The 25,109-nt window shown below is 65.4% G+C and carries 22 protein-coding genes; 9 read left to right on the top strand and 13 right to left on the bottom strand.

Annotated elements, in window-relative coordinates:
- Positions 1–76: 76 nt before the first annotated feature.
- Positions 77–370 carry a hypothetical protein gene (locus tag U1763_RS10120; RefSeq protein ID WP_132738749.1) on the bottom strand — a complete coding sequence of 98 codons (294 nt, stop codon included), beginning with the start codon at positions 368–370 and terminating at the stop codon, positions 77–79.
- A gap of 215 nt (positions 371–585) precedes the next feature.
- Between U1763_RS10120 and U1763_RS10115 the strand changes: the two genes are divergently transcribed.
- From U1763_RS10115 to U1763_RS10100, 4 genes are all read left to right on the top strand, one after another.
- Positions 586–2,112: a DUF1800 domain-containing protein gene (locus U1763_RS10115; protein WP_332755121.1), complete on the top strand. Its 1,527-nt coding sequence runs from the start codon at positions 586–588 to the stop codon at positions 2,110–2,112.
- A gap of 2 nt (positions 2,113–2,114) precedes the next feature.
- On the top strand, positions 2,115–3,269 hold the full coding sequence (locus tag U1763_RS10110) for a DUF1501 domain-containing protein (RefSeq protein ID WP_332755120.1): 1,155 nt from the start codon (positions 2,115–2,117) through the stop codon (positions 3,267–3,269).
- A 649-nt stretch (positions 3,270–3,918) separates the two neighbouring features.
- Positions 3,919–5,643, top strand: a complete 1,725-nt coding sequence (argS, locus tag U1763_RS10105) for an arginine--tRNA ligase (RefSeq protein WP_332755119.1) — start codon at positions 3,919–3,921, stop codon at positions 5,641–5,643.
- The gene (locus U1763_RS10100; protein ID WP_132738737.1) at positions 5,643–6,362 is read left to right on the top strand and encodes an SPOR domain-containing protein; all 720 of its coding nucleotides are present in this window, start codon (positions 5,643–5,645) and stop codon (positions 6,360–6,362) included. Before argS ends, U1763_RS10100 begins: the two co-directional genes overlap by 1 nt.
- Before the next feature lie 578 nt (positions 6,363–6,940).
- On the opposite strand, the gene U1763_RS10095 is transcribed toward U1763_RS10100, so the two are convergent.
- Together U1763_RS10095 and glpD are read right to left on the bottom strand one after the other, a co-directional pair.
- Positions 6,941–7,210, bottom strand: a complete 270-nt coding sequence (locus tag U1763_RS10095; RefSeq protein ID WP_132738734.1) for a hypothetical protein — start codon at positions 7,208–7,210, stop codon at positions 6,941–6,943.
- Between the two features lie 65 nt (positions 7,211–7,275).
- Positions 7,276–8,751, bottom strand: a complete 1,476-nt coding sequence (glpD, locus tag U1763_RS10090) for a glycerol-3-phosphate dehydrogenase (RefSeq protein ID WP_332755118.1) — start codon at positions 8,749–8,751, stop codon at positions 7,276–7,278.
- A 53-nt stretch (positions 8,752–8,804) separates the two neighbouring features.
- Between glpD and U1763_RS10085 the strand changes: the two genes are divergently transcribed.
- Both U1763_RS10085 and U1763_RS10080 read left to right on the top strand, forming a co-directional pair.
- Positions 8,805–11,117: a ribonuclease R family protein gene (locus U1763_RS10085; RefSeq protein WP_332755117.1), complete on the top strand. Its 2,313-nt coding sequence runs from the start codon at positions 8,805–8,807 to the stop codon at positions 11,115–11,117.
- A gap of 52 nt (positions 11,118–11,169) precedes the next feature.
- On the top strand, positions 11,170–11,466 hold the full coding sequence (locus tag U1763_RS10080) for a hypothetical protein (RefSeq protein ID WP_332755116.1): 297 nt from the start codon (positions 11,170–11,172) through the stop codon (positions 11,464–11,466).
- Positions 11,467–11,634: 168 nt separating this feature from the next.
- On the opposite strand, the gene U1763_RS10075 is transcribed toward U1763_RS10080, so the two are convergent.
- Positions 11,635–12,792: a saccharopine dehydrogenase family protein gene (locus tag U1763_RS10075; protein WP_332755115.1), complete on the bottom strand. Its 1,158-nt coding sequence runs from the start codon at positions 12,790–12,792 to the stop codon at positions 11,635–11,637.
- A gap of 108 nt (positions 12,793–12,900) precedes the next feature.
- Here U1763_RS10075 and U1763_RS10070 point away from each other — a divergent pair, with 108 nt between their 5' ends.
- Positions 12,901–13,239, top strand: a complete 339-nt coding sequence (locus tag U1763_RS10070) for a TfoX/Sxy family protein (protein WP_332755114.1) — start codon at positions 12,901–12,903, stop codon at positions 13,237–13,239.
- A 223-nt stretch (positions 13,240–13,462) separates the two neighbouring features.
- Here the strand turns inward: U1763_RS10070 and U1763_RS10065 are convergent, their stop codons facing one another.
- Complete coding sequence (locus U1763_RS10065; protein WP_332755113.1) at positions 13,463–15,238, bottom strand: ABC transporter transmembrane domain-containing protein; 1,776 nt, start codon at positions 15,236–15,238, stop codon at positions 13,463–13,465.
- Between the two features lie 151 nt (positions 15,239–15,389).
- Here U1763_RS10065 and U1763_RS10060 point away from each other — a divergent pair, with 151 nt between their 5' ends.
- A complete protein-coding gene (locus U1763_RS10060) occupies positions 15,390–16,622 on the top strand; it encodes a polyhydroxyalkanoate depolymerase (RefSeq protein WP_332755112.1) in 1,233 nt (410 codons plus the stop codon).
- A 152-nt stretch (positions 16,623–16,774) separates the two neighbouring features.
- Here U1763_RS10060 and U1763_RS10055 read toward each other — a convergent pair whose 3' ends face one another.
- The 5 genes from U1763_RS10055 to U1763_RS10035 all read right to left on the bottom strand — a co-directional run bounded on the left by U1763_RS10055 (position 16,775) and on the right by U1763_RS10035 (position 21,813).
- Positions 16,775–17,272, bottom strand: coding sequence for a pyridoxamine 5'-phosphate oxidase family protein (locus tag U1763_RS10055; RefSeq protein WP_132738710.1), 498 nt, complete (start codon positions 17,270–17,272; stop codon positions 16,775–16,777).
- A 400-nt stretch (positions 17,273–17,672) separates the two neighbouring features.
- Positions 17,673–18,851, bottom strand: a complete 1,179-nt coding sequence (locus U1763_RS10050) for an acetyl-CoA C-acyltransferase (RefSeq protein ID WP_332755111.1) — start codon at positions 18,849–18,851, stop codon at positions 17,673–17,675.
- Positions 18,852–18,990: 139 nt separating this feature from the next.
- Positions 18,991–19,425: a MaoC family dehydratase gene (locus U1763_RS10045; protein WP_443026918.1), complete on the bottom strand. Its 435-nt coding sequence runs from the start codon at positions 19,423–19,425 to the stop codon at positions 18,991–18,993.
- A 154-nt stretch (positions 19,426–19,579) separates the two neighbouring features.
- Entirely contained in the window at positions 19,580–20,746 is a 1,167-nt protein-coding gene (locus U1763_RS10040; RefSeq protein ID WP_332755109.1) for a mechanosensitive ion channel family protein, read from the bottom strand.
- A gap of 11 nt (positions 20,747–20,757) precedes the next feature.
- A complete protein-coding gene (locus U1763_RS10035; protein ID WP_443026909.1) occupies positions 20,758–21,813 on the bottom strand; it encodes a DNA topoisomerase IB in 1,056 nt (351 codons plus the stop codon).
- Between the two features lie 63 nt (positions 21,814–21,876).
- Between U1763_RS10035 and U1763_RS10030 the strand changes: the two genes are divergently transcribed.
- Positions 21,877–22,440 carry a type 1 glutamine amidotransferase domain-containing protein gene (locus U1763_RS10030; RefSeq protein WP_132738698.1) on the top strand — a complete coding sequence of 188 codons (564 nt, stop codon included), beginning with the start codon at positions 21,877–21,879 and terminating at the stop codon, positions 22,438–22,440.
- 55 nt (positions 22,441–22,495) lie between these two features.
- On the opposite strand, the gene U1763_RS10025 is transcribed toward U1763_RS10030, so the two are convergent.
- Genes U1763_RS10025 through U1763_RS10015 form a run of 3 tightly spaced genes read right to left on the bottom strand, consistent with a single transcriptional unit; the run spans position 22,496 to position 25,084 of the window.
- Entirely contained in the window at positions 22,496–23,575 is a 1,080-nt protein-coding gene (locus U1763_RS10025) for an acyltransferase family protein (RefSeq protein WP_332755108.1), read from the bottom strand.
- Complete coding sequence (locus U1763_RS10020) at positions 23,572–24,936, bottom strand: putative O-glycosylation ligase, exosortase A system-associated (protein WP_332755107.1); 1,365 nt, start codon at positions 24,934–24,936, stop codon at positions 23,572–23,574. Before U1763_RS10020 ends, U1763_RS10025 begins: the two co-directional genes overlap by 4 nt.
- Entirely contained in the window at positions 24,929–25,084 is a 156-nt protein-coding gene (locus U1763_RS10015; protein ID WP_332755106.1) for a hypothetical protein, read from the bottom strand. The genes U1763_RS10020 and U1763_RS10015 overlap by 8 nt, the downstream gene beginning before the upstream one ends.
- Between the last annotated feature and the right edge of the window lie 25 nt (positions 25,085–25,109).

The raw sequence follows: 25,109 nt of genomic DNA, 5'->3' as shown, positions 1-25,109 counted from the left end.
TAGGTCGAAGCCAAACGCAAAAACGGCGGCCGGACCGAAGTCCGACCGCCGCTGCAATCACTAAAGCCCAGTTGGCTCAGCGCGTGACCGAGGCGATCCCGCCGGCAGCGCCATTGGCTTCGGCGGTCTTGAACGCGACCGGGACGCCGCCCGACACACCCGATACGCGGTCGCCGCGGACGATCAGGTGGAACTTCTGGCCCGACGGATAGCGATGGCCGTCGATGACCTGGCGGCCACCGTCCTGCGTCGAGGTGTAGACGTACGTGCTGCCCTCGTGGACGAAGCTCTGCTTTGCTTCGGCGGCCATGCCGATCGTCGAGGTGAGGGCGGCCGCTGCTGCTGCGATGATCTTGATGGTCGTGCGCATGATCGTATCTCCCGAAGTGCGTCGAGCCGGATCAGGTCTTCACCCAACTCTCGAGTCAGCGAAATATTGCAGTGCAGCATGGGTTGCAATTGCAAACCTATCCGTCGCGATTGCACGGCGCGCAACGACGGACAGCGCCGCCGATGCTACGAGCGGCGGAAGCGACATACTTCCACGACATTTGGCGTCTAAATCCGACGTCGAAGGAGAGTGTCGTGTCTGCTTCCAGTATCGCGCTCAATCGGTTCGGCCTTGGCGCAAGGCCGGGGGATGTCGTTGCCGGCGATCCGGCGACGTGGGTGATGGCACAGTGCGACTGGTTCGAACCACGGCCGGCGGTGGTGGCGAGCACGCCCCCGACCGCCGGAATTTCTGTAGGGCTCGCCGCCTATTATGCGCAGGAGAAGGCGATCCGCGCGCAGTTCGGGCCGCGCATGCCGAAGGCCGCCGTCGGCATGAACACTCAGTCCGCTGCGGCTGCGCTGGCGATGTCCGTACCGCAGTCGCCGGGTGTCGCGCCGCCGGCGATGGCGCAATCCACCGTTATGCCGAGTGCGATCGATCCGGGCACAGCCGCGCGGCAGGAGGCGCGCCAACTCATCGGCAAGCAGAGCCGCAACGATTACGGCACGGCGGTCGCGGCGCGGACGATGGCCGCGCTCACCGGCGAGGCACCGTTCGTCGAGCGCCTCGTGCATTTCTGGGCGAACCATTTCGCGGTATCGACCGAGAAGTTCGAGGTGATGGCGCTCGCCGGGCCGATGGAGTTCGAGGCGATCCGCCCGCATGTGCTCGGCACGTTCGCCGACATGCTGAACGCGGTCGAACGGCATCCGGCGATGCTGCTGTATCTCGACCAGGCGGTGTCGATCGGCCCGGACAGTCCGTTCGCGGTGCGGAAGACCCGGCGCCGCACCGGGCTGAACGAGAACCTCGCGCGCGAGATCATGGAGTTGCACACGCTCGGCGTCCGCAGCGGCTACAGCCAGGCCGACGTCACCGAGTTCGCGCGGGCGATGACCGGCTGGACGGTCGCGGGGATCGGGCGCGGTCCCGGTGCACGGATCCAGGATGATCCGCGCGCGGGCAGCTTCCTGTTCCTCGACGACGTCCACCAGCCCGGCGATCGCACCGTGATGGGCAAGCTCTATCCTGCGGCCGGGGAGGCGCAGGCACAGGCGGTGCTCTCCGACCTGGCCGTCCACCCTGCCACCGCGACGCACATCGCGACCAAGCTCGCGCGGCACTTCGCCGGCGATGCGCCACCGCCGGCGATGGTCGCACGGCTGACGACGGCGTTCCTGAAATCGGGCGGCGACCTGCCGACGGTCTATCGCGCGCTGGTTGCATCGCCCGAGGCTTGGGTGACCCGGCCGGTGAAGTTCAAGTCGCCCTGGGAATGGTATGTCTCGACCCAGCGCGCGCTCGGCACGACGACGGTCCAGCCCGGCGTGACGGTGGGGATGATGAACCAGCTTGGCCAGCCGATCTGGCAGCCGGGGCAGCCGATCGGGTATGACGACGTCGCCGCAGCCTGGGCCGGGCCCGATGCGATCATGCGGCGTGTCGAGGCGGCGGAGCGGTTCGCGGCGCGCGCCGGGCCGGTCGATGCGCGGGCGTTGGCGCCGATTCTGTTCCCCGCCTCGCTTAGTCCTACCACCGCGCAGGGCCTGTCGCGTGCGGAAAGCCCTGCGCAGGCGCTCGCGCTGTTGCTCGTCGCTCCAGAATCGCTGCGGAGATAGTCATGCTCGACCGTCGTTCCTTCCTCTCGACCGGTACGCTCGGCGTGCTGGCGTCCGCGTTCGCGCCGCGCATCGCGTTTGCGCGCGCCGCTACCGACAAGCGCTTCGTGTTCATCATCCAGCGCGGCGCGGCCGATGGTCTCGGGACGATCGGGGCGGTCGGCGATCCGGCCTTTGCCGGCGTACGCGGCGATCTTGCGGCGGACTTCGCGACGGGCGCCAAGCTCGACGGCATGTTCACGCTCCACCCCGCGATGACCGCGAGTGCCGGCCTCTACAAGCAAGGCCAAGCGCTGTTCGCGCACGCGATCGCGTCGCCCTACCGCGACCGATCGCATTTCGATGGGCAGAACGTACTCGAGACGGGGGGCGCGAGCGCGTACCAGGTCCGCGACGGCTGGCTCAACCGGCTACTGGGGGTGCTGCCCGCAGAGGAGGCGCGCGCGATCGCGGTGACGGCGACCGTGCCGATGGCGTTGCGGGGGCGGCGTGAGGTGGCGTCCTATGCACCGTCGAGCCTGCCTGATGCGTCCGACGACCTGCTGCAACGCGTCGCGATGCTGTACGACGGCGACCAGCAGCTCCATGGCCTGTGGAGCGAGGCGATGGCGACGCGGCAACTCACCAGCGATCTGGCGCAGGACGGCGGCCGCAACGCCGCCGCGACGGGTGCGCTCGCCGCGCGGCTGCTCAAGCCCGACACCGGCGCCCGGATCGCCATGATCGAGACCGGCGGCTGGGACACGCACACCGGCCAACGCGGCCGACTGACCGCGCAGCTGAAGGGCCTCGATGCGATGGTCGCGTCGCTGCAGGCGGGGCTGGGGCCGTTATGGGCGGACACGATGGTGCTGGTCGCGACCGAGTTCGGACGGACCGTCGCGGTCAATGGCACCGGGGGGACGGATCATGGCACGGGCACGTCTGCGATGCTGTTCGGCGGCGGCGTGAAGGGGGGCCGCGTAGTATCCGACTGGCCTGGCCTCGCCCCCGCCGCGCTCTACGAGGCACGCGACCTGAAGCCGACGATGCAGCTGGATGCGTTCATTGGTGGCGCGGTATCGTCACATTTTGGCGTTGAGCCAGCGCGGGCGATGGCGGCATTGTTCCCTGCGAGCGCGAGGACTGCGGCGATTGAGGGGCTGGTTCGGGTTTGAGGGAAGGCGGTCTGTAGATGTGCCAGCGAGTCGTGCACCTGAAGGCATTGTTGTCCGCTGACCGCGGTAACCCCAACCACATCCGTCATCCTGACGAAAGTCAGGACCCAGAGTACCAAGCGTTGCCCCTAGTAACCCTGGATCCTGACTTTCGTCAGGATGACGATGGGTAGGGGGGGGCGATCGGGAGGAGGGGTAACGGTGAGTACGGATGACGGTGAACAGCGAGGCATCATTCTCGGCAGTAGTACCGCTCGCCCATGTCCTTCGTCACCGCGCCCGTCCTTGTTGACGCTGTCCAACACCAACCCGCACCCAAACCCGTTATCCTGACGAAAGCCAGGACCCAGGGTACCAATCGCTGCCCTCTGTAACCTTGGGTCCCGGCTGCTGTCAGCATGACGGGGCGTGGCGGGCTGAGCGCGAGATCTATCCCGGCCTTCTGTTCCCTCGCGAACGCGGGGGGCCAGGATCTCGGGCGGAGGATGTGGTTTAGCTGGGCCCCCGCGTCCGCGGGGGAACCGTTATCGCTTGCCCATGTGGCAGATTGCGCTGGGCGGAGCGGACGGCCACCCAGCGACGGGATTAAAATTGAGCGCCGCGCTGCGATGGTCTAGAGCGCGCGTTTCCTTGACGTACCGGGACTGCCATGACGCTCTACACCCGTTTTGCCGCGCATATCGATGCGGCGCTCGACACGCTGACCGCGGCGGGCACGCTGCCGGCCGGCCTCGATCGCAAGAACGTCACGGTCGAGCCGCCGCGCGACACCAGCCACGGCGATCTCGCGACCAACGCCGCGATGGTCCTCGCCAAGCCCGCCAAGACCAATCCGCGCGTGCTGGCCGATGCGCTCGTCGCCGAACTGTCGAAGCTTGAGGACGTCGCTTCTGCAAGCGTCGCAGGCCCCGGCTTCATCAACATGAAGCTGACCGACGACGCCTGGCGCGCCGAATTGGCGGCGATTCCCGAGGCTGGTGCCGACTATGGCCGGTCTAAGCAGGGCGACGGGATCACCGTCAACATCGAGTACGTCTCGGCAAACCCGACCGGCCCGATGCACATGGGCCATTGCCGCGGTGCGGTCGTGGGCGATGCGCTTGCCAGCCTGCTCGAATTTGCCGGGCACAAGGTGATCCGCGAATATTACGTCAACGATGCCGGCGGCCAGGTCGACGTGCTCGCGCGCTCCGTACACCTCCGCTACCGCGAGGCGCTCGGCGAGACTGTCGAAATTCCCGAGGGCCTGTACCCCGGCGACTATCTCGTCCCCGTTGGCCAGTCGCTCGCGAAGGAGTTCGGCGACCGCTATGTCGGCGCACCCGAGAGCGAATGGCTGGTGACCTTCCGCACGCAGGCGGTCGCCGCGATGATGGTGATGATCCGCGCCGATCTCGCGCTGCTCGGGATCGAGCACGAGGTGTTCGCCTCGGAAGCCGAACTCCAGGCCGCGAAGAAGCCGGAAGCGGCCGAGGCGGAACTGCGGTCGCGCGATCTCGTCTATGACGGCGTGCTCGAAGCGCCGAAGGGCGAGACGCCGGACGATTGGGAGCCGGTCGAGCTCCCGCTGTTCCGCTCGTCGCAGTTCGGCGACGATCAGGATCGCCCGATCAAGAAGTCGAACGGGTCGTGGACCTATTTCGGTGCCGATCTCGCCTATCATTTCCAGAAGAGCCAGAGCGCCGATCAGCTAATCGACATCTGGGGCGCGGATCATGGCGGCACGGTCAAGCGGATCGTCGCAGGCGTAGCGGCGCTGACCGGCGGCAAGACGCGGTTCGACGTCAAGCTCGTCCAGATGGTCCGGCTCCTGCGCAACGGCGAGCCGGTCAAGATGTCGAAGCGGTCGGGCAATTTCGTCACGCTGGCGGACGTCGTGCGCGAGGTCGGCAAGGACGTCGTGCGCTTCACGATGCTGACGCGGCGGTCGGATGCTCAGATGGATTTCGACTTCGCCAAGGTCGTCGAGGCTTCGAAGGACAACCCGGTTTTCTACGTCCAGTACGCGCATGCGCGCATCGCATCGCTGCATCGGCGCGCGGAAGAGGCGGGAATTACGCCTATTTCTGCGGATTTGTCCCGGCTTGATACGGACGAACTGGCACTCGTGCAGCTCGCGGCGCAGTTCCCGCGGCTCGTCGAGATCGCCTCGACGGCACGCGAACCGCATAGAATTGCGTTCTATCTCTATGACTTGGCTGCCGCGTTTCATGCGCTGTGGAACGTCGGCAACGACCGCCCGGATCGCCGTTTCCTCGTGATCGAGGATCCACAGGCGACTGCGGCACGGCTTTTCTTGGCGTCCGCTATAGGGCAGATTATTCATAACGGCCTCGCCATCATGGGTGTCGAAGCGGTTTCGGAGATGAAGTGATGGCCGAAGACATGGATCTGCGCGAGGAAGACCGGCTCCCCTGGCTCGAAACCGTCGAGCCGGACGAACAGGACACGGTCGGAATCGGTCGCGTTATCGCGCTGGTCGTGCTTGGCCTGGCGGTGCTCGCGGCGATCATCTTCGGCATCTACAAGCTGCAACAGCGCGCACCCACGGGCGATGGCCAGATGATCGCGGCGCAGGAGGGCGACTACAAGGTCAAGCCCGACGACGCCGGCGGCCTGAAGGTCAAGGGCGAGGGCGACTCGGCGATCGCGACCAGCGCGGGCAAATCGGGCAACGGCGCGATCGACCTGCGCGGCGTGCCGGAAGCGCCCGTCGACGGCAAGCGGGCAGTCGCGACCAAGACGTCCGACGTGGCTGGTCGCAACGCCGTCGCGCAGGTGCCCGCATCGGGCGGCCGCCTGGTCGCCGCAACCCCCTTGGCGCCGTCGAAGCCTAACGGAGCCGGAACGGCCTCCGGCGGTTCGCTGGTCCAGCTGGGCGCGTATCCGAGCGAGGCGGTCGCCAACGCCGCCTGGACGACCTTCTCCAAGCGGTTCGCCTATATCGGCGCGCTGGGCAAGTCGGTCCAGCCGGTCGCGACGGGCGGTCGCACGCTGTACCGTCTGCGCGTGAATGCGGGCAGCGCGAACCAGGCGGCGGATATCTGCGGCCGGTTGCGTGTCGCTGGCGAAACCTGCTTCGTCGCAAGCTGATCGCGCGGCACAATCGGGGGGGCATCGCCCTGCAATCGCCTGTTCGGGGCGTCGGTCAGACTTCTGGTTGGCGCTCGCGGGGAACGGTTGCGGGTACGGCTATGTCCCAAAGCCGACCCTGTAAATCCTAAACGTCGTGCCTCGCTACCGCGCCCAAGTTTGTCGGCGGCAGGTGCGCATCTAGCGAGACGCCCGAACCGACCTTGAGGAGAAGGTGGGGGCAGCCTTCGTCCGGAGCACGGTCGCGCGATGCCGATAATTCAGCGTCTCGTGATCGCGCGTGCGGGACGTGCCTTGTTTGAATGTCCGAGACCACGGGTTACTGCGCGCTCGCTAGCACGCGTCTGTCGTCGCGCCTCAGTCGGTCGGTAGCTATATCCAGCCCGTACAAGGTTATGGTTGCGAGCGCAGCAGGTCCGCGGACCTCGCGGGCGCTACGCTAGCGCACCTTATCTCTCTCGGGTCCGCAAACGCGATAGGTTCGCGCATTGCGATCATGCAGACGAACAACGCGATCCGCTACGCACCACAACGCGATCCGCTACGCACCACAAAGCCGTGCCGCTCCCGACCCGCACTCAGATCGAGCGACGGTGCTTTCCGCCATATTTGCGGCCAATATAGTCGCCGATCTGCGCCACTTCGGTGGCGGCGGCTTTGGCACCGCTGATCTGGCAGGGGAGCGGATCGCTGGCATGGTCGTTCGCGCGTCGCTTGACCGTGTCACAGAGCTCTTCGATGTCGGCGCGCGACAAAACGTTCTTCTCGCGAAGCAAGCAGATCAGGCTTTGCAGGATCACGAGATTCTTGTCTTCTGGATCGGTTTGGAGGTCCGGGTACGTTGCCATCAGGGTTTTCCTCTCTTGATCGAAAAGAGGATATGCCGAATGTCGCAACAAGCAAGGTGTAAGATTTACGCGGGGTAAGCGTCGGTCCACCATGCCTCGAACGCGGCGGTTTGTTCCGCGTTCAGGCCAAGCCCTATCTTGCTGCGACGCATTATTGCATCTTCGGGTATCCTTGCCCATTCCCGGTCGTGCATCCAGCGCGCTTCGATCTCCGTCAGGCCACCGCCAAGGTCTGCGCCGAGACCCGCTGCGTCGTTCACCCCTGCAAGCATCTCGTCGAGCAATGCGCCGTAAGCATGCGCCATCCGTTCGCTGCGTGCATCGCCGAGGAACGGCCAGCGCGCGCGGACCTGCGCGAGATAGGTGGCAAACGGAGGGATCGTGCCGCCGGGAAAGGCACGGGTACGGGTCATCGGGTGGACGGTTTCACCGAGCGCGGGGGCGATCTTGTCGAGCGCTTCCTCGGCGAGATGGCGTGCCGTCGTGATCTTGCCGCCGAATACCGACAGCAAAGGCGCTCCGCCGACCTCCCCAAGCGTGTCGAGTTCGAGGACATAGTCGCGCGTCACCGCCTTCGCCTCGCTGGCGCCGTCGTCATAGAGCGGGCGGACGCCGGACCAGGTCGAGGTGACGTCGGCGGGTGTAATCTGGCGCGTGAAATGCTGGTTCGCGGCGTCGCACAGATACGCGATCTCGCCCGCATCGATCACCGCGTCTTCGGGGCGGTCGACGGGGATGTCGGTGGTGCCGATCTCGGTCTGGCCCTGATAGGGGATCGCGAAAACGATGCGGCGGTCGGCCAGTTGCAGGATATAGGCGTGGTCGCCCTCGTAGAGCTTGGGCACGACGATGTGGCTGCCCTTGACCAGTCGGACGCCGGCGCTGGCGTTGATGCCGAGGCGACCGAGCAGCTCTGCGACCCACGGGCCGGCGGCATTGACGAGCGCGCGCGCGGTGACGTCGCGTCCGTCGGACAGCGTTGCGCGCCACAATGCGCCGTCGCGGCGGGCGGTGACGAGTTCGGTGCGGACTGCGATTTCGGCGCCATTGTCCTGCGCGTCGATCGCATTCAGCACGGTGAGGCGGGAATCGTCGACGAACGCATCGGAATAGACGAAGCCGCGTGCGCCGTTCTTGAGCGGGGCGGTATAGGCGATGTCGCTCTTGCGCAGGCCGCGGGACCGCCTCAGCGTCATCCGGCCGCCGAGCCAATCGTAGAGGTACAGGCCGAGCCGGACCATCCACCACGGGCGCACCGCGTTCTCGTGCGGCAGGACGAAGCGCATCGGGCGGATGATGTGCGGCGCGGCCTTCACCAGGCGTTCGCGTTCGCGCAACGCTTCGGCGACCAGCTTGAAGTCGTAATATTCGAGATAGCGCAGGCCGCCGTGGATCAGCTTGGTCGATGCGGACGAGGTCGCACCTGCGAGGTCGCCCTTTTCGACGAGCAGGACGGCGAGCCCGTTGAGCGCCGCCTCGCGGGCGATCGCGGCACCGTTGATGCCACCGCCGACGATGAGAATGTCGTAACTTTGCGTCATGTGCAGAGCTTTAGCCGTTTGGTAATGCTGGGCCTACCGACTATCTCTGTCTCATGTACAAACCAAAAGCCGGTCTTCCGACGCGCGAGCAGATCCTCGACTTCATCGCCACTTCCGACGTGCCCGCGGGCAAACGCGAGATCGCCAAGGGCTTCGGGCTCAGCGCGCAGGACAAGATCGGGCTGAAAGCGCTGCTCAAGGACATGGCCGACGAGGGACTGATCGACAGCGCCCCCGGTCGCGCGTTCCACAAGATGGGCGGGATTCCCAAGGTAACGGTGCTGCGGATCGCGGACGTCGATGACGGCGGCAACGTCTGGGCGGTGCCCGAGCGTTGGGAAGCCGAAGGCGTCCCACCGCCGCGACTGCGGGTGCGCGAGCGGAAACGCGGTGCGCTGGGCGTCGGCGAACGGATCCTTGCGCGGACCGAGGAGGCTGGAAACGGCTGGATCGCGCATCCGATGAAGGTGCTCGCGCCAGCGTCCGAACAGGTGCTGGGCGTCTTGCGTGAGGAGGCGGGGCGCCTCTGGCTGACCGGTGTCGACAAGCGTGAGCGGCGGGAGTTCGCAGTCGCGGATGCGGGTGGCGCGGCGCCGGGCGATCTGGTGCTGGCCGAACTTGCGGGCAAGCCGCCGAAGATCGCTGCGCGAGTCGTGTCGAAGCTGGGGGATCCGTTTGCCGCGCGGAGCTTCTCGCTGATCGCGATCCACAAGCTCGGCATTCCGGACGTGTTCTCGCAGGAGGCGCTCGACGAGGCTGAGCGCGTGTCGAAACTGCCGCTTGGGGAGGGCCGCGAGGATTTGCGCGACCTGCCGATCGTCGCCATCGATCCTGAGGATGCGCGCGATCACGACGATGCGGTGTGGGCGGAGGCGGACGACGACCCTTCGAATGCGGGCGGGTGGAAGGCGATCGTCGCGATCGCCGATGTCAGCTTCTACGTGCGGCCTAAGTCGGAGGTCGACCGCGAGGCGCGGCGGCGCGGGAACTCGGTGTATTTCCCCGATCGTGTGGTGCCGATGTTGCCCGAGATCCTGTCGGCGGAGGTGTGTTCGCTGAAGGAAGGCGCGGACCGCGCCGCGCTCGCGTGCCATTTGCGGATCGGCAAGGATGGTTCGCTCAAGTCGTGGCGCTTTACGCGCGCGGTGGTGCGGATCGCGGCGAACCTGGCGTATGAAGAGGCGCAGGCGATTATCGACTCGTCCTCCCCTCCCGTCTTGCGGGAGGGGTCGGGGGGGGGCGGTGCCCCGCTCGATCCGACTGTGAGTCAGGAAGCCCCTCTCCCGACCCCTCCCGTAGACGGGAGGGGGGATATGCTCGCCGTGTTGCAGCCACTCTGGGCCTGCTGGCATGCGCTGGCCAAGGCGCGTGACGCCCGCGCACCGCTAGATCTCGATCTCCCCGAGCGCCGCGTCGTGCTCGACGAGCAGGGGCGGATCATGTCGGTGTCGCCGCGTGAACGGCTCGACGCACACCGGTTGATCGAGGATTACATGATCGCTGCCAACGTCGCCGCCGCCAAGGCGCTAGAGGCGAAGAAGGCGCCGGTGATGTACCGCATCCACGAGCCGCCGAGCCGCGAGAAGTTGGCGGCGCTGAAGGAATATCTCGAGACGTTCGACGTGCCGTTCGCGCTCGGGCAGGTCGTGCGGCCAGCAACGTTCAACCATATCATCGAGCGGATTGGCGATGCCGACTTCCGGCCTCAGGTCATGGAGCAGATCCTCCGTACGCAGACCCAGGCCTATTACGCGCCCGGCAATCACGGGCACTTCGGGCTCAGCCTCGGCAGTTACGCGCACTTCACGTCGCCGATCCGGCGCTATGCCGATCTGCTCGTCCACCGCTCGCTGGTCTCGGCGTACGGGCTCGGCGAGGGCGGGTTGCCAGCGGACGACGCGGCGAACATGGAGTCGGTCGGCGAGATCATCAGCCGGCTTGAACGCCGTGCGATGGAGGCCGAGCGCGACACCACCGATCGCTATGTCGCGGCGTTCCTGTCGGAGCGCGTCGGCCAGGTGATGGACGTACGGATCACCGGCGTGACCAATTTCGGATTCTTCGCGACGGTCGAGGGGATCGGCGGCGATGGCCTGATGCCGGTGCGTGATCTGGGCGGCGAGTATTTCCGCTTCGACGAGGGTGCGCGGACGCTGACCGGCGAACATAGCGGCGACGTCTTCGCGCAGGGCCAGACGCTGGAGCTGCGATTGGCGGAGGCGAACCCGGTGTCGGGCGCGCTGCGCTTTGAGATGCCCGAGGGGAAGGGGGCGGCCCAGCCACCGCGCGGCGGGCGGAAGCCGGTACGCGAGATCAAGCGGCGCGGGCGCCCGGCGAACATCCGCCATCAGGGCAAACGGCGTTAGGATTTGCGCAAACCCCTCGCAGTATGCGACATCGATGCGGGGGGAGACTGGCATGTTCGGATTGGGTCTAGGCCGATCGCGGCGACGGATCGTCAACGATTTCGTCGCGGCGAAGGCGACCGTTGCGGACCGTGCGATCGCCTATGAAGCTGAAGACGCCGGGACGTTTCGGCGGTTGTGCGGCTATGGCGCGATCGTCGACGACGGCGCGGGGCGCTATCATCTCGACGCCGGCAGGCTCGGCGCGTTTCGCGGTGCGGTGCGCCGGCGGGCCGCGGCGATTGCTGCGACGTCGGGAGTCGTTGCCAGCGCGGCCGCCGCAGCGACGGTGTTCGCGCTGGCCGAGTGAGGCGAGGCTGCCTTTGATTCAGCCGGATAGGCTCATAGAGACATCGCCAGTCTATGACGGCGAACCAAAGACTGTTTCCCCGCGAAGGCGGGGATCCAGACTGGGCTCCCGCCTTCGCGGGAGAACAAAACGGCAGGTGTCTGCGCCGGATTGCGATCCCGCTGCACTTCACCCGACCGTGAAGCTCAGACCCGCCTTTGCCACCAGCCGATCGCGCAGTTTGGCCCCCATCAGCGCACCTGGCGTCCAGATCCCGCCATCGCCCTGCACGTCCTGCACGAGGCACAACGCCGCCTCCGCGATCATCTTGCTGGTCGAGCCATAGCCGGGATCGCGATCGCCGGTGACGACCGTATCGATCCGCTCCCCATCGGGCATTATACCGACGAACAACAGGTCGTAATGCCCCGCGTCGCGCTCCTCCTTCGATGGCCCTTCGCCGGGCTTCGGCCCCTTGTCGATCGAGAACGGATTGAACTTCGCGATCGCCTCCGCCGCGACCTTGCCGATATCGCCGAGCCCGGCGACCATCATCTCGTCATAGACGAAGTCCGCGCCATACGCCTGGCCGAGCAGGAAGTTGGTGCGGTGGACGTTCTTGGTGTTGATCGGCGCCATCACGAAGGGTGCTACCCACGCGGAAATGGTCGTGTCGTATTCCGGGATCAGCCCGGTCGGCTGGTGCGGGCCGCTGAAACCGGGGGTGAGCGCAAACGGGCTGGTCAGCAGCTTGACGATGCCGGGATCGCGCGCGGCGGCGGCGAGCGTCGCCTTGAGGCTCGCCGCGGTGCCGCCCGAGAACGTCCCCTGCATTTTCCGCACGCGACCTTTCACACGGGGTGCGGGGATGCCGTATTTCGCCTTCGCGGCGTCCTGCAACGTCAGCACGCCGAGATCGAACGGGATGCTGTCGAACCCGCACGAGAACACGATCCGCGCGCCGGTTCGCGTGGCTTCGCCCTCATGCGCGTCGATCATGTGGCGCATCCAGGCAGGTTCACCGCAGAGGTCGACATAGCCGGTGCCGGTCGCGGCACAGGCGGCGACGAGGTCCGAGCCGTACAGCTGGTACGGGCCGACCGTCGAGATGACGACGGTGGCGCGCTCGGCCATCGCGCGCAGGCTCGCGGGATCGTCCGAATCGGCGGTGATGAGCGCTGTTTCGGCGGGAGCACCGATCAGGTCGCGGACTTGCTGGAGCTTCGCCAGCGAGCGGCCTGCCATCGCCCAGCGGACGCCGGTCGGGTAGGTCTGGACGAGATATTCGGCCACCAGTCGCCCGGTGAATCCGGTCGCGCCGTACACGATGATGTCAAAGTCGCGCATGTCCGTCTCCTGTTTCGCCGAGTTTGCGCGCGTGGACGCGACGTCGCAAGCTAAACACCGCCGTCGGAGTGGCTCGCCATCGGCCCGCCGATCTGCCAGCATCGGCAGATGGCATCCGATCGCAAAACCGTCGCGTTCATCGTCGACCAGCTCGCCGCGGCGGGGGAGGTCTCCGCAAAGCCGATGTTCGGCGAGTACGGGCTTTATTGCGATGGCAAAATGGTCGGCTTGATCTGCGACGACCAGCTGTTCGTGAAGCCGACCCCGGGCGGCCGCGCGTTTGCGGGGGCAATCGACGAGGGTGCGCCGTATCCGGGCGCGAAACCGTGCCTGCTGGTCGACGCGGATCGCTGGGACGATGCAGAGTGGCTGGCAGACCTCGTCCGTATATCGACCGCGGAATTGCCTGTGCCGAAGCCGAAGAAGGCGAAGGCTAAGAAGGGCTAGGACGCCGCTCCTTCTCAAACGCGTGCATCTCCCCGGCGGAGGCCGGGGTCCAGTTGGTGAGGTCGTGGTAACGGAGCGCAGCCGTCGTCATCGACGTTTCCCAACTGGACCCCGGCCTCCGCCGGGGAGGTGATTGTCGGTCAGGTAAGATTACCTACCCAGTCCGGGGAGACGGAGCGCTTGGGGGCTATCGCGACCTAAAACGGCCTGCCGGCGATCGGTTCTACGCCGCCTCGTTGAACTGCAGGCTCGCCAGCCGCGCATACAGCCCGCTGTTGGTCATCAGCGACCCGTGCGAGCCTTCCTCGACGATCTGCCCGTCGTTCATCACGATGATCCGCTCGGCCGCGCGCACCGTGGCGAGGCGGTGCGCGATGACGAGCGTGGTGCGGTTCGCCATCAGCCGCTCGAGCGCTTCCTGTACCAGCCGCTCGCTCTCGGCATCGAGCGCACTCGTCGCCTCGTCGAGCAGCAGGATCGGCGCGTCGCGGAGCAGCGCGCGGGCGATCGTTACGCGCTGGCGCTGGCCGCCCGACAGCCGTGCGCCGCCTTCGCCGAGGAACGTGTCGAGTCCGTCGGGCAGTTTGCGCAGGAATTCGGCGGCGTTGGCGGCTTCGGCGGCGGCCCAAAGCTGGTCGTCGGTCGCGGACCAGTCGCCGTAGCGGAGATTGTCACGGGCTGACGCGCCGAAGATGATCGTCTCCTGCGGCACCATGGCGATCCGAGCGCGGACCTCCGCCGGGTCGGCGTCGCGCAGATCGATGCCGTCGAGCGTCACACGCCCGGCGTCGGGATCGTAGAAGCGCTGGACCAGCTGGAACAAGGTGGTCTTGCCCGCGCCCGAGGGGCCGACGACGGCGACCGTCTCGCCGGGCTTCACGTCGAGCGAGAAGCCGTTGAGTGCGGCGACGTCGCGGCGCGTTGGGTAGTGGAACTGAACATTCTCGAACGCGAGCGCGCCCCGCGGCGGCTGGGGCAGGGCGAGCGGGTTGGTGGGCGCGGCGATCTCGGGCTTTTCGCGAAGCAACTCGGACAGGCGTCCGGCCGCACCGGCGCCGCGCAACAGGTCGCCATAGACTTCGGTCAGCGCGCCGAATGCGCCTGCGACGATCCCGCCCGTCAGCACGAACGCGGCGATTGCGCCGCCGCTGATGCGGCCCGCGGCGACGTCGATCGCGCCTTCCCACAGGACCAATGTGATCGAACCGAACACGAGGCCGATTACGATCGCGGTCATCACCGCACGGAGCATGATCCGCGCGCGGGCGGCAGCGAAGGTCGCGCTGACCGCGTCGGAGAAGCGGATCGCCTCGCGGTCTTCCTGGCCGAACGCCTGCACGACCTTCATCGCGCCGAGCGTTTCCGTAGCGATCGAACCGACATCGGCGACGCGGTCCTGCGAGGTGCGCGAGTAGTTGCGCACGCGTTTGCCGAGCAGCGCGATCGGCAGGATGATCAGCGGGATGCCGATCATCAGCATGCCCGCGAGCTTCGGCGAGATCGCGAACAGGTAGATCAGCCCGCCGATGCCGGTGAAGGTGTTGCGCAGCGCGATCGACACCGTGCTACCGACGACCTGCTCGATCAGCGCGGTGTCCGAGGTGAGGCGCGAGGCGATCTCGGACGGGCGGTTCTCCTCGAAGAAGCGCGGCGTCAGGCGGAGCAGGTGGCGCTGGACGTTCGTGCGGATGTCGGCGACGACGCGCTCGCCGAGCCACGAGACGTAATAGAAGCGCACCGCGGTCGCGAGTGCGAGCACGACCACGATCATCAGCAGATAGTGGAACGAGTTGGCGACCGATCCGCCCTCGCCGGGACCAAAGCCGCGATCGATCACGCGCTTGAACCCGTACGGGATGCCGATCGTCGCCGCAGACGTCGTCAGCAATGCGAGACCGGCGAACGCGATCTGGCGCGGATAGTTCGCGGCGTGACGCCACACCATCGCGAGATCGCCAATCCGGCGGGACGTCTTTTCTTCGGGTATCGGCTTGGCCATGCGCGGGACCTAGCAGTGGCGGGGGTGGCGCTCAACGACAACCGGGCGATCGTGCGCTCGATGCGTGGTGGCCGTCCTTGGAATGCCGCATTGCGCCGCAGCGGATTTGCGTTACCACTTCGGCAGCCCATATTAGGGCAAAGGATACCGCATGCTCTACGATGCTTACGAATTCCAACGATCGATGTTATCGGGCGCCAGCAAAATGGCGAGTTTCGGTGCGGAAATGCTCAGTCATCCGGCAAACCCGTTCTCCTATTTGGGCGGCGGTGCGGTCATCGGATCAGCGTTGGAGGTGTTCGCACACGCGAATGCGACTCGCGGAAAGCCTGCCTTTGGGCTCGACTCGACGACGATCGATGGCCGCGAGGTCGCGGTCCGCGAGGAGATCGTGCTGCGGAAGGATTTCGGCCAACTGAAGCGCTTCGTGCGGGAGGGTGTCGAGGGCGGTCCGAAGCTGCTGATCGTGGCACCGATGTCGGGGCATTACGCGACGTTGCTGCGCGGCACGGTCGAGCGGATGCTGCCGTTCGCGGACGTCTACATCACCGACTGGCGTGATGCGCGTAGCGTGCCGGTCTCGGCAGGGCGGTTCGATCTCGACGACTATATCGATTATCTGATCGCGTTTCTCGAGCAGATCGGTCCGAACGAAGGGCAGGGGGGCACGCATATGCTGGCCGTCTGCCAGCCATCGGTGCCTTGCTATGCCGCCGCTGCCCTGATGAGCGCGGACAGAAACCCGTGTCGACCGAAGACGCTGACGATGATGGGCGGTCCGGTCGATACGCGCGAGGCGCCGACCGCGGTCAACACGCTGGCGACCGAGCGGCCGCATGCGTGGTTCGAGCAGAACGTGATCGCGACGGTGCCGGGTAATTATCCGGGTGCGGGGCGGAAGGTGTATCCGGGGTTCCTGCAACTCGCCGGGTTCATGTCGATGAATCTGGGCAACCACATGGTCTCGCATTGGGAGATGTATAAGCATCTCGTTCAGGGCGACGGCGCGAGTGCGTCGCAGAGCCAGGATTTCTACGAGGAATACCGCTCGGTCTGCGACATGACTGCGGAATTCTATCTCCAGACGATCGACGTCGTGTTCCAGAACCACGCGTTGCCGCGGGGGATCATGACTCACCGTGGCCGGTTGGTAGACCCAGCGGCGATTACCGACATCGGGCTGCTCGCGGTCGAGGGCGAGCGTGATGATATCTCGGGGTTGGGGCAGACGAAGGCTGCGCTGACGCTGGCGACCGCGCTACCTGACGAGAAGAAGCGCTATCTGATGGCGGAGGGTGCTGGTCATTACGGGATCTTCAACGGCTCGCGCTGGCGGGATAAGATCGCGCCGGTGATTGAAGAGTTCATCACGGCGAACGGATAAGGCTTTTAGTTCGCTTCAATAGTCCGTCACCCCAGCGAAAGCTGGGGTCTCCTCGTTGGTTTGCGTTGAGTCTCAAACCGGGAGATCCCAGCTTTCGCTGGGATGACGGAGGAGGGAGGGGGCGGTAGTTTCTCGCCCCCTCCCCGCCAGTATTACGCGATCGAATTGACCACGGCGTGGCTGCTCGACTCGTCCGACTGGATCGTGCCGCCGAACAGCATCTTGAGGCGTCCGCCGATCGAGATGTCGGTTTCCCACAGCTCGGCGCTGTCGATGTCGAAACGCAGCAGCGTCAAATTAGGGTCTTCCTTGCCGCCCGGAAACCATGCCTCGACCTGGTTGTTCCAGAGCTTGTCGATCTGCGTGCGGTCGTTCGACGTCGAGACGTCGCCCGACATGCACGCGAAGAAATCATGACCCTTGCCGACGAACTGCGCCATCGCCGCGCCGCCCTTGGCGATACGGTTGTCGCGGCCGGCGAAGAAGAACAGCGTGTTGGGCTGATCGTCGTCGATCTGTGCGGTCATCGGCTCGGAATGCTGGCTCCCCGAATGCTGGCCGTCGTGCAGGCCGATCATCACGAACGGGCTGGCCTTCAGCTTGTCGATGAACTTCGCTGCGACTTCCTGCGGGGTATCCTTGTCGGCCATCGTCATTCTCCTATGGGCTTGGATTGCCTGTGAGAACGGGTGGGGCGGAGGTTGGTTGCGCGGGGGCGTCCGATCGGCGCACGAGATGTCGCTTGGTACTTGCGCATGCGACGCGTCATGGTGGCGGCGGCAGCAAGTCTGCTGTCGCACATGAAAGGATCGAGAATGTCTCTTGTCGATCTGTGTCTGATACTAGGCGTACTCTTCGCCTTTGCGACCTTGGTCGTGAAGATCATCGAAGTGGCACGTCGAGGATAAGCACACGGGCGGGGTTCGAGCTGACACTCGGGCCCCAAACGCAGTTGAGCCCCAGCTGCTGACACAGCCAGGGCTCGCACAGAAAGGTAAGAATGTCCTTTGCCGAAAGATTAGATATCCCTTCAGCGGATATCTTTCAAGTTCACAGCACCTCAAACAAGCCCGCCGCGCCCATGCCGCCGCCGACGCACATCGTGACCACGACATACTTCGCGCCGCGACGCTTGCCTTCGATCAGCGCGTGGCCGGTCGCGCGAGCGCCGGTCATGCCGTAGGGGTGGCCGATCGAGATCGCGCCACCGCTGACGTTGAGCAGCTCGTCGGGGATGCCGAGATGGTCGCGGCAGTATAGCACCTGAACCGCGAACGCCTCGTTCAGCTCCCACAGGCCGATATCGTCCATCTTGAGGCCGAAACGCTTGAGCAGCTTGGGGATCGCCACGACGGGGCCGATACCCATCTCGTCGGGCTCAGTGCCGCCGACTGCCATGCCGACATAGCGGCCGAGTGGCTGGAGACCGCGCTGCGAGGCGATCTTCTCCTCCATCAGCACCGACGACGACGAGCCGTCCGAGAGCTGCGATGCGTTGCCGGCGGTGATCGTGAAGTCGGGGCCCATCACCGGCTTGAGCGATTGCAGGCCTTCGAGCGTGGTGTCGGCGCGGTTGCCCTCGTCCTTGGTGACCGTCACGTCCTTGTACGTGACTTCCTTGGTCGCCTTGTCGACGATGGCCATGTTGGCGTCGACGGGCACGATCTCCGCGTCGAAATAGCCGGCGGCCTGCGCGGCGGCGGTGCGCTGCTGCGACTGGAGCGCATAGGCGTCCATCGCGTCGCGGCTGATCCCGTAGCGCTTGGCGACGACTTCGGCGGTCTGCAGCATCGGCATGTAGACGTCCTTGTGCATCGCGATCAGCTGGGGATCGGGGGCGACGCGCATCTGCGGGGTCTGGACGAGGCTGATGCTCTCGACGCCGCCGCCGATCGTGATGTCCATGTTGTCGGTGATGATCTGCTTGGCGGCGGTGGCGATCGCCATCAGGCCCGACGCGCACTGACGGTCGACCGACATGCCCGAGACGGTGACGGGGAGCCCGGCGCGCAGCAACGACGTGCGGGCGATGTTGCCGGCCTGATGACCCTGCTGGAGCGCGCAGCCGAAGACGACGTCGTCGACTTCGGCGCCGTCGATGCCGGCACGCTCGACCGCGGCCTTGATCGAATGCGCCGCCAAAGTGGGGGCGGGGGTGTTGTTGAAGCCGCCGCGATAGGCGCGGCCGATGGGCGTGCGGGCGGTGGAGACGATGACGGCTGAACGCATGAAGTGGCTCCTAAGGATTTTGCCCGTCACCCCAGCGAAAGTTGGGGTCTTCCAGTTGGTGAGCGACGTGGCTCCAACCGGGAGATACCAGCGTGCGCTGGTATGACGACTTTGGTTGATGGGGTCTGGTTGCTGGTGTTTAGACGAAGACCTGGCTGATCCATTCGGCGATCAGAGCGGGCTTTTCCTGGCCTTCGATTTCGACCGAGAAGGCGTTGGTCTGCTGCCACTGGCCGGGGCGTTTCTCGTCGAACGAGAGCAGCTTGAACCGGCCGCGGACCTTCGAGCCGGAACGGACGGGGGTCAGGAAGCGGACCGAGTTGCCGCCGTAATTGACGCCCATCTTGGCACCCTCGATGGTCGGCGCGTCGGGGACTTTCGACGACAGCAGCGGCATTAGCGACAGCGTCAGGAAGCCGTGCGCGATCGTCCCGCCGAACGGGGTCTGCGCCGCGCGGACCGGATCGATGTGGATGAACTGGTGGTCGCCAGTCGCGTCGGCGAACTTGTCGATCATACCTTGCGTGACCTCGACCCAGTCGGAGACGGTTTCCGTGCCGATACGGGCCTGCATCTGGGCGGTGGTGATCGTTGCCACGGGGTTCCTCTCTGGTTGGCGCTGAACGCTAATGCGTCTCTAAACGCGTCAGCAAGGCTCCTGCAAGCCTCGACCAACCTAAAAGTGGAAAAACCCGTATCTGCTAAGGCGCGGGTGCGAACCCGATATTCTAAACCTCGGTGTGCGCCGGTCTGCCTTCGGGGTACGGCATCACGACCGAGCCATCCGGCGCGGCCATCATGTTGACCTGGGTCGGGAAAGCGATCTCGATCTTTTCGTCGTTGAAGCGCTTCAGGATCGCAATGCCGACTGCGGTGCGGCCATCGTAGAAGCTCGCATAATCTGGCCCCTTGCTGTCGAACTGGACCTCGAAATCTAGGCTCGACGCGCCGAAGCCGGTGAAGCCGGCACGCGTGAAGATCTTGTCGTTGGCTTCGACGATCTCCTTCAGCATCGCGGGGATACGCGAGCAGACTTCGGGCGGCGTCGAATAGGTGACGCCGATAATGAATTTCGCGCGGCGGTGGTTGCGCTGCGTGTTGTTGAGGATCTCCTTGTTGAGGAGGTTCTTGTTCGAGATCACACGCTCCTCGCCGTCGATCCCGCGGATGCGCGTGGATTTCAGGCCGATCGCTTCGACACTGCCCGACGCCGTGTCGTAGCTGATCGAGTCGCCGCGGCGGAACGGGCGGTCGAAGATGATCGCGAGGGCGGCGAACAGGTCGGCGAAGATGCCTTGTGCTGCCAGACCGATCGCGATGCCGCCGACGCCTAGACCCGCGACGAGGCCGGTGACGTTCACCCCGAGATTGTCGAGGACGACGACCAGCGCGACCGCAAACACCACGAACGTGACGAGCAGGCGGATCAGGCCCATCGCCGAGAGCAGCGCTTCGCCCGAATAATGCTCGGACTGCGTACGGTGCTCGATCGCGCCGAGGATGATCTCGCGCACCCACACCGCGGCCTGGAACACCGCGGCAACGGTGAAGAGGAAGTCGATCGTCTTCGATACCTCGCCGGGCGCGGCGGAATAGCCCGACACCAGTTTCGCCGCGAGCATGACGATGAAGAAGTTACCGGTGCGCGCGATCGCCTTGCCGACGACGATGCCCCAACCGTTGAGCGCGCGCGGCCGTTCGCAGAGCTTGCTGCCGAACCGGCGCGCGGTGTGGAGGACGATCACGATGACCGCACCGATCCCGAACGCGATCAGGATCTGGAGCCAATAGGCCTGGACCCAGGCGAAGCTCGCGGTGACGAAGCCCTGGGCGTGATCGCCGACATCGCTTGCGTCGAAGATCGGCTGTTTGGCGGCTGCAGTTGAATTGGACATGGAAATACTCGTCAGGCCGCTTTTGCGATTGTGGCAATTGCGGGCGTGCCGGCTTCGAGGAAGGTGATCAGGCCACATTCCTCGCGGCTCATGTAGCGCTTGGCGCGGGGGAGGCGGAGCGCCTTGCGGAAGGTCGACTGACCAGTCTTTACCAGTGCGATCAGTGATGGGTGAACGTAACTCTTTCGCGCGATCGTGTGCGTGTTGCCGAGCCGCGCGACGACGGGTTCCAGCATCGCCTTGAGGCTGAGGTCGCGTTCGGCCGATGCGAGCGCCTCGAACGCCGCAACGCTGGCGGCCCAGGTGCGGAAGTTCTTGGCGGTGAAGTCGGTGCCGGTGACGTCGCGGATGTAGCAATTCACGTCGGTCGAGGTGACCGGATGCGCGACGCCCGCGTCGTCGAGCCATGCGAACAGATGCTGTTCGTCGAGGTCCTGGCATTTCTTGACGAAGCTGCTGAGCGAGCGATCGGTGATCCTGAGCGTCCGCATCTTGCCGGACTTGCCCTTATACTGGAGTTTCAAGGTCGAGCCCTTCACTTCACCGTGGCGCTTGCGCAGCGTGGTCGCGCCGAAGCTCTCGTTCGCCTCGGCATAGGCTTCGTTGCCGATGCGGATATGGCCGCCGTCGAGTAATCGGATCACCGCCGCGACTGCGCGTTCGCGGGAAAGCGAGCGTTTGCGGAGGTCGGCTTCGACTGCCTTGCGAATCTTGGGGAGGGCGTGGCCGAAATCGGCGCAGCGCTCGTATTTCGCGGCCTCCTGCGCTTCGCGGAAGCCGAGGTGATAGCGGTATTGTTTCCGCCCCTTTTCATCCCAGCCGACCGCCTGGATATGGCCGTTGGGCTTGGGGCAGAACCAAGCGTCGCGGTAGGCGGGGGGCAAGGCGATCGCGTTCAGTCGGTCGATTTCGTCACGGTCGGTTATGCGCTCGCCCTTGGCATCCCAATAGCCCCAGCCGTTCCGCATCTTCTTGCGGGTGATGCCGGGCTTGGAGTCATCGGAATACACGATCTTGATGGGCAATGCGGGGGTCCTTCTCGTCTGGAAATGTTCGGGAGGACGCATCGTTCCGGAACGACCCACGCGGCGCGGGGTTGAGGGGGCACGGGATTTCACTGGAGACATGACATGACCGATCTTTCCCAAGCTCGCGTATTGATGCTCGCTGCCGATGGTTTCGAGACCGTCGAACTGTTCGAACCGCGTAAAGCGCTGGAGGCGGCGGGCGCAAAAGTGACGCTCGCGTCGATCAAGACCGACCCGATCCAGGGCATGAAGGGCGACATCAACAAGGCGGAAACAGCGACGCCCGACCTGACGCTCGATGAGGTCGATACCGACGATTACGACGCGCTGGTGCTGCCGGGCGGCGTCGCCAACCCCGACACGATGCGCCAGGAAGAGCGCGCGATCGAGATCATCACCGAGTTCATGGAAGACGGCAAGATCATCGCCGCGATCTGCCATGCGCCGTGGCTGCTGGCCGAGGCGGACGTGATCGATGGACGCCGCGTGACGAGCTTCCCGTCGATCCGCACGGACCTTGAGAATGCGGGCGCGGATGTGGTGGACGAGGAGGTCGTGGTCGACGGGAACCTGATCACAAGCCGCAAGCCGGACGATATCCCCGCGTTCAACAAGGCGATCATCGCCGCGCTCGAGGAAGAACTGGCCGACGAACCGGTCGATTGACCTGTTTCCCTTCCGCTTGCGGGATGGGCTAGGGGAGGGGAACGGGCGCCGACCTTTACGGCCGCCACTCCCCCAACCCCTCCCGCAAGCGGGAGGGGAGCCTGTTGAGCCAGCGTTGGGCGGGGCGTTCTATCAGGTGATAGAGCGAGATCGAGGCCAGCAAGACCAAGCCGAGGTACAGCGCGATTTTCGCGGGCGACACGGCGGTCGCGTCGCTGACGAAGGCGAGCTTGAACGCTTTCCACAGGATGAAGTGGCTGAGATAGGTCGCGTAGCTGATCTCGCCGAGATAATGGACCAAGCCCGTCTCGAACGGATTGTGATCCCGCCCCGCAGTCAGTGCGAGCAGCAGGAGCGCGACGGCGAAGAGCGCAGGGACGACCAGCGTTTCCAGTGCGCCGATCCGCCACAGCGCGACCAGCACCAAGATTGCTACCGCGCCGTATAACGGCGCCCGCGTACCCCTCCACCGCAGCCATAATGCGCAGACGATACTGCCGGTGGCGAACTCGATCAGACAGCGCAGCAGGCCGTAGCGCGGGATGTCGGTGCCAAGCGTGGGGGCGCCCATCGCCAGATGCAGGCCGATCAACAGCGCAGCCGCGATCGCCAGCAGTGCAAGGCTTGGCAGACGTCGCCAGTCGACCGCTATCACCAGCACCGGAAACAGCAGATACGCACCCAGCTCCGCGCTGATCGACCAGGCGGGATCGTTCCAGGCGAGATGCCGGGTGAAGCCCCAGTTCTGCAGCAGCAGGATGTGTAGCGGCAGTTCGGGGAACACGAATTGGGGATCGCTGCGACCGGTTGCGCGCAACACGAGTGCCAAAGCGACCGCACCGCCGAGTGTCACTAGATGCAGCGGCCAGATACGGGCGATGCGTTTTTGTAGGAAGCGGGGGATGCTCGTCATGCCGCCGGTACGGATACGGCCGGACCATGTCAGCCAGATCACGAACCCGGACAGCAGGAAGAAGAAATCAACCGCGAGATAGCCCCTGGCGAAGACGTCGCGCAGGCCCGTCGGCAAACCCGCGATCGACAGGCGGATGTGGTAGAACACGACGAACCACGCCGCGATCCCCCGCACGCCAGTCAGCGCGCGGAGTTCGTGGACCGGAGCGCGATCCGTCACGCCGGAGATGGCGCGGCACTGCGGCGCATCGGCCGGAACGACTGTTCGCTCCGCTTGCGCGACAGATACGTGTCGAGCCCGATCTGGGCGCCGATCAGCATGTAGATGAACGGCTGGAACGCGATCGCGATGAAGGCCGCGCCGAGCAGGTAGACGATGTGACCGCTCTGGAGTGCTGCGGCGAGCGGTCCGGCCCAGGCAAACTCACCGTCCGGATCGCCGTAGCGGCGGCGCACGATCTCCATGCGGACGATGCCGATCAGGTTGATCGCGAGCCACAAAGCGAGGCCGGGATAGCCCTGTTCGCCGAGCATCTCGAAATACGCGCTGTGATAGGCGCGGGCCTTGTCGACCTCGACTTTGGGCGTTGCCGGGGCGGCGGAGGCGGGCCCGGTCGTGCCGGGTGCGGTCTTCAGATCGTAGCGGATGCGGTTGCCCAGATAGGCGTTGAAGCCACCGCCGAACGGATGCGTCTTCGCGTATTCGATCGTCCATTGCCACACCGCGAGCCGCGTCGAGGCGGATTCGTCGGCGTCATAGGTCTTGATGGTGTTCATCCGGCTGGTGAAGGTCGACGGCAGGAACGGGATCGCCGCCACCCCCAGCACGCCGAGCATCGCCAGATACGCGACCTTGCGCTTCACGTTGCGGATCGACAGCAGCGCGAGCAAGCCGATGCAGAGCAAACCGGTGCGTGTCGAGGTGCCGACCGGGATCAGCAGGCACGCGAAGACCAGCGCGAGGCAGTAGCTTTTCACACGCCAGTCGGGTTTGAAGATCGTCCCGTGGCTCATGAACCAGATGATGATCGGGATGATCGCGATCGCCACCGCGCTGATCGTGCTTCCCTCGTAGAGCCCGCTATTGTTGTCGACCATCAGGTTCAGCTGACCGTAACCGCCGCCGCCGCTCGCGATCGTCTTGATGCCGCCGACGACGATGATCGACGACGCGGCGAGGATCATGAACAGCAACAGCGCCTCGATCCGAACGCGCGTCCGCAAGGTCAGGGGGAGGAAGGCGGCGAAGGCGAGCGCCTTCCACACCCAATCCCATTTCTCCTTGGCTTCCGCGGGGAAGTCGGCGGCGATCGTCGTGCCCCAGCAATAGAGCAGCAGCAGCACGATCAGAACCTGCCGGCCGCCGACCCGCGTGTCGCGCTTATTGTCGGCGAGGATCCAGCCGCCGACCGCCAGCGCGACCGCGATCAGCGAAATCGGCACCGAGTTGAGCAGCAGATAGGTCAGCCGCTGCGGCGAGACGATGTCGATATAGACATAGACGAGCACAAGCAGGAACGGCCGCTTGAAGCCCATCGCGAAGAACGCGAGCAGAAAGGCGATGAACGCGAGATCACGCATCGCGGCGCGGCTTCTCGACGGGGGCGCGTTTCTTCCCGGGCGCATCGTGCGGGCTCGGCTCGCGATCGAGGTCGGGTCGCTTGAGCAGCAGGAATGCGGCAAGCATCATCAGACCGTGGCTGAGGCCGAGCGCGAGATTGTCGATCATGGGTTCGGCCTCCTTTCCTCTGGGT

This window comes from Sphingomonas sorbitolis (assembly GCF_036663875.1).
Lineage (GTDB): Bacteria > Pseudomonadota > Alphaproteobacteria > Sphingomonadales > Sphingomonadaceae > Sphingomonas.
The sequence above is the reverse complement of the archived record's forward strand: the minus strand, read 5'-3'. Positions and strand labels throughout refer to the sequence as shown.

Coding starts and splice junctions, on each gene's coding strand:
- argS (WP_332755119.1), top strand. CDS start 3,919: ATGACGCTCTACACCCGTTTTGCCGCGCATATCGATGCGGCGCTCGAC.
- U1763_RS10060 (WP_332755112.1), top strand. CDS start 15,390: ATGCTCTACGATGCTTACGAATTCCAACGATCGATGTTATCGGGCGCC.
- U1763_RS10055 (WP_132738710.1), bottom strand. CDS start 17,272: ATGGCCGACAAGGATACCCCGCAGGAAGTCGCAGCGAAGTTCATCGAC.
- U1763_RS10085 (WP_332755117.1), top strand. CDS start 8,805: ATGTACAAACCAAAAGCCGGTCTTCCGACGCGCGAGCAGATCCTCGAC.
- U1763_RS10080 (WP_332755116.1), top strand. CDS start 11,170: ATGTTCGGATTGGGTCTAGGCCGATCGCGGCGACGGATCGTCAACGAT.
- U1763_RS10075 (WP_332755115.1), bottom strand. CDS start 12,792: ATGCGCGACTTTGACATCATCGTGTACGGCGCGACCGGATTCACCGGG.
- U1763_RS10040 (WP_332755109.1), bottom strand. CDS start 20,746: ATGTCCAATTCAACTGCAGCCGCCAAACAGCCGATCTTCGACGCAAGC.
- U1763_RS10020 (WP_332755107.1), bottom strand. CDS start 24,936: ATGCGTGATCTCGCGTTCATCGCCTTTCTGCTCGCGTTCTTCGCGATG.
- U1763_RS10070 (WP_332755114.1), top strand. CDS start 12,901: ATGGCATCCGATCGCAAAACCGTCGCGTTCATCGTCGACCAGCTCGCC.
- glpD (WP_332755118.1), bottom strand. CDS start 8,751: ATGACGCAAAGTTACGACATTCTCATCGTCGGCGGTGGCATCAACGGT.
- U1763_RS10035 (WP_443026909.1), bottom strand. CDS start 21,813: ATGCGTCCTCCCGAACATTTCCAGACGAGAAGGACCCCCGCATTGCCC.
- U1763_RS10015 (WP_332755106.1), bottom strand. CDS start 25,084: ATGATCGACAATCTCGCGCTCGGCCTCAGCCACGGTCTGATGATGCTT.
- U1763_RS10110 (WP_332755120.1), top strand. CDS start 2,115: ATGCTCGACCGTCGTTCCTTCCTCTCGACCGGTACGCTCGGCGTGCTG.
- U1763_RS10045 (WP_443026918.1), bottom strand. CDS start 19,425: ATGCAGGCCCGTATCGGCACGGAAACCGTCTCCGACTGGGTCGAGGTC.
- U1763_RS10095 (WP_132738734.1), bottom strand. CDS start 7,210: ATGGCAACGTACCCGGACCTCCAAACCGATCCAGAAGACAAGAATCTC.
- U1763_RS10050 (WP_332755111.1), bottom strand. CDS start 18,851: ATGCGTTCAGCCGTCATCGTCTCCACCGCCCGCACGCCCATCGGCCGC.
- U1763_RS10065 (WP_332755113.1), bottom strand. CDS start 15,238: ATGGCCAAGCCGATACCCGAAGAAAAGACGTCCCGCCGGATTGGCGAT.
- U1763_RS10030 (WP_132738698.1), top strand. CDS start 21,877: ATGACCGATCTTTCCCAAGCTCGCGTATTGATGCTCGCTGCCGATGGT.
- U1763_RS10120 (WP_132738749.1), bottom strand. CDS start 370: ATGCGCACGACCATCAAGATCATCGCAGCAGCAGCGGCCGCCCTCACC.
- U1763_RS10100 (WP_132738737.1), top strand. CDS start 5,643: ATGGCCGAAGACATGGATCTGCGCGAGGAAGACCGGCTCCCCTGGCTC.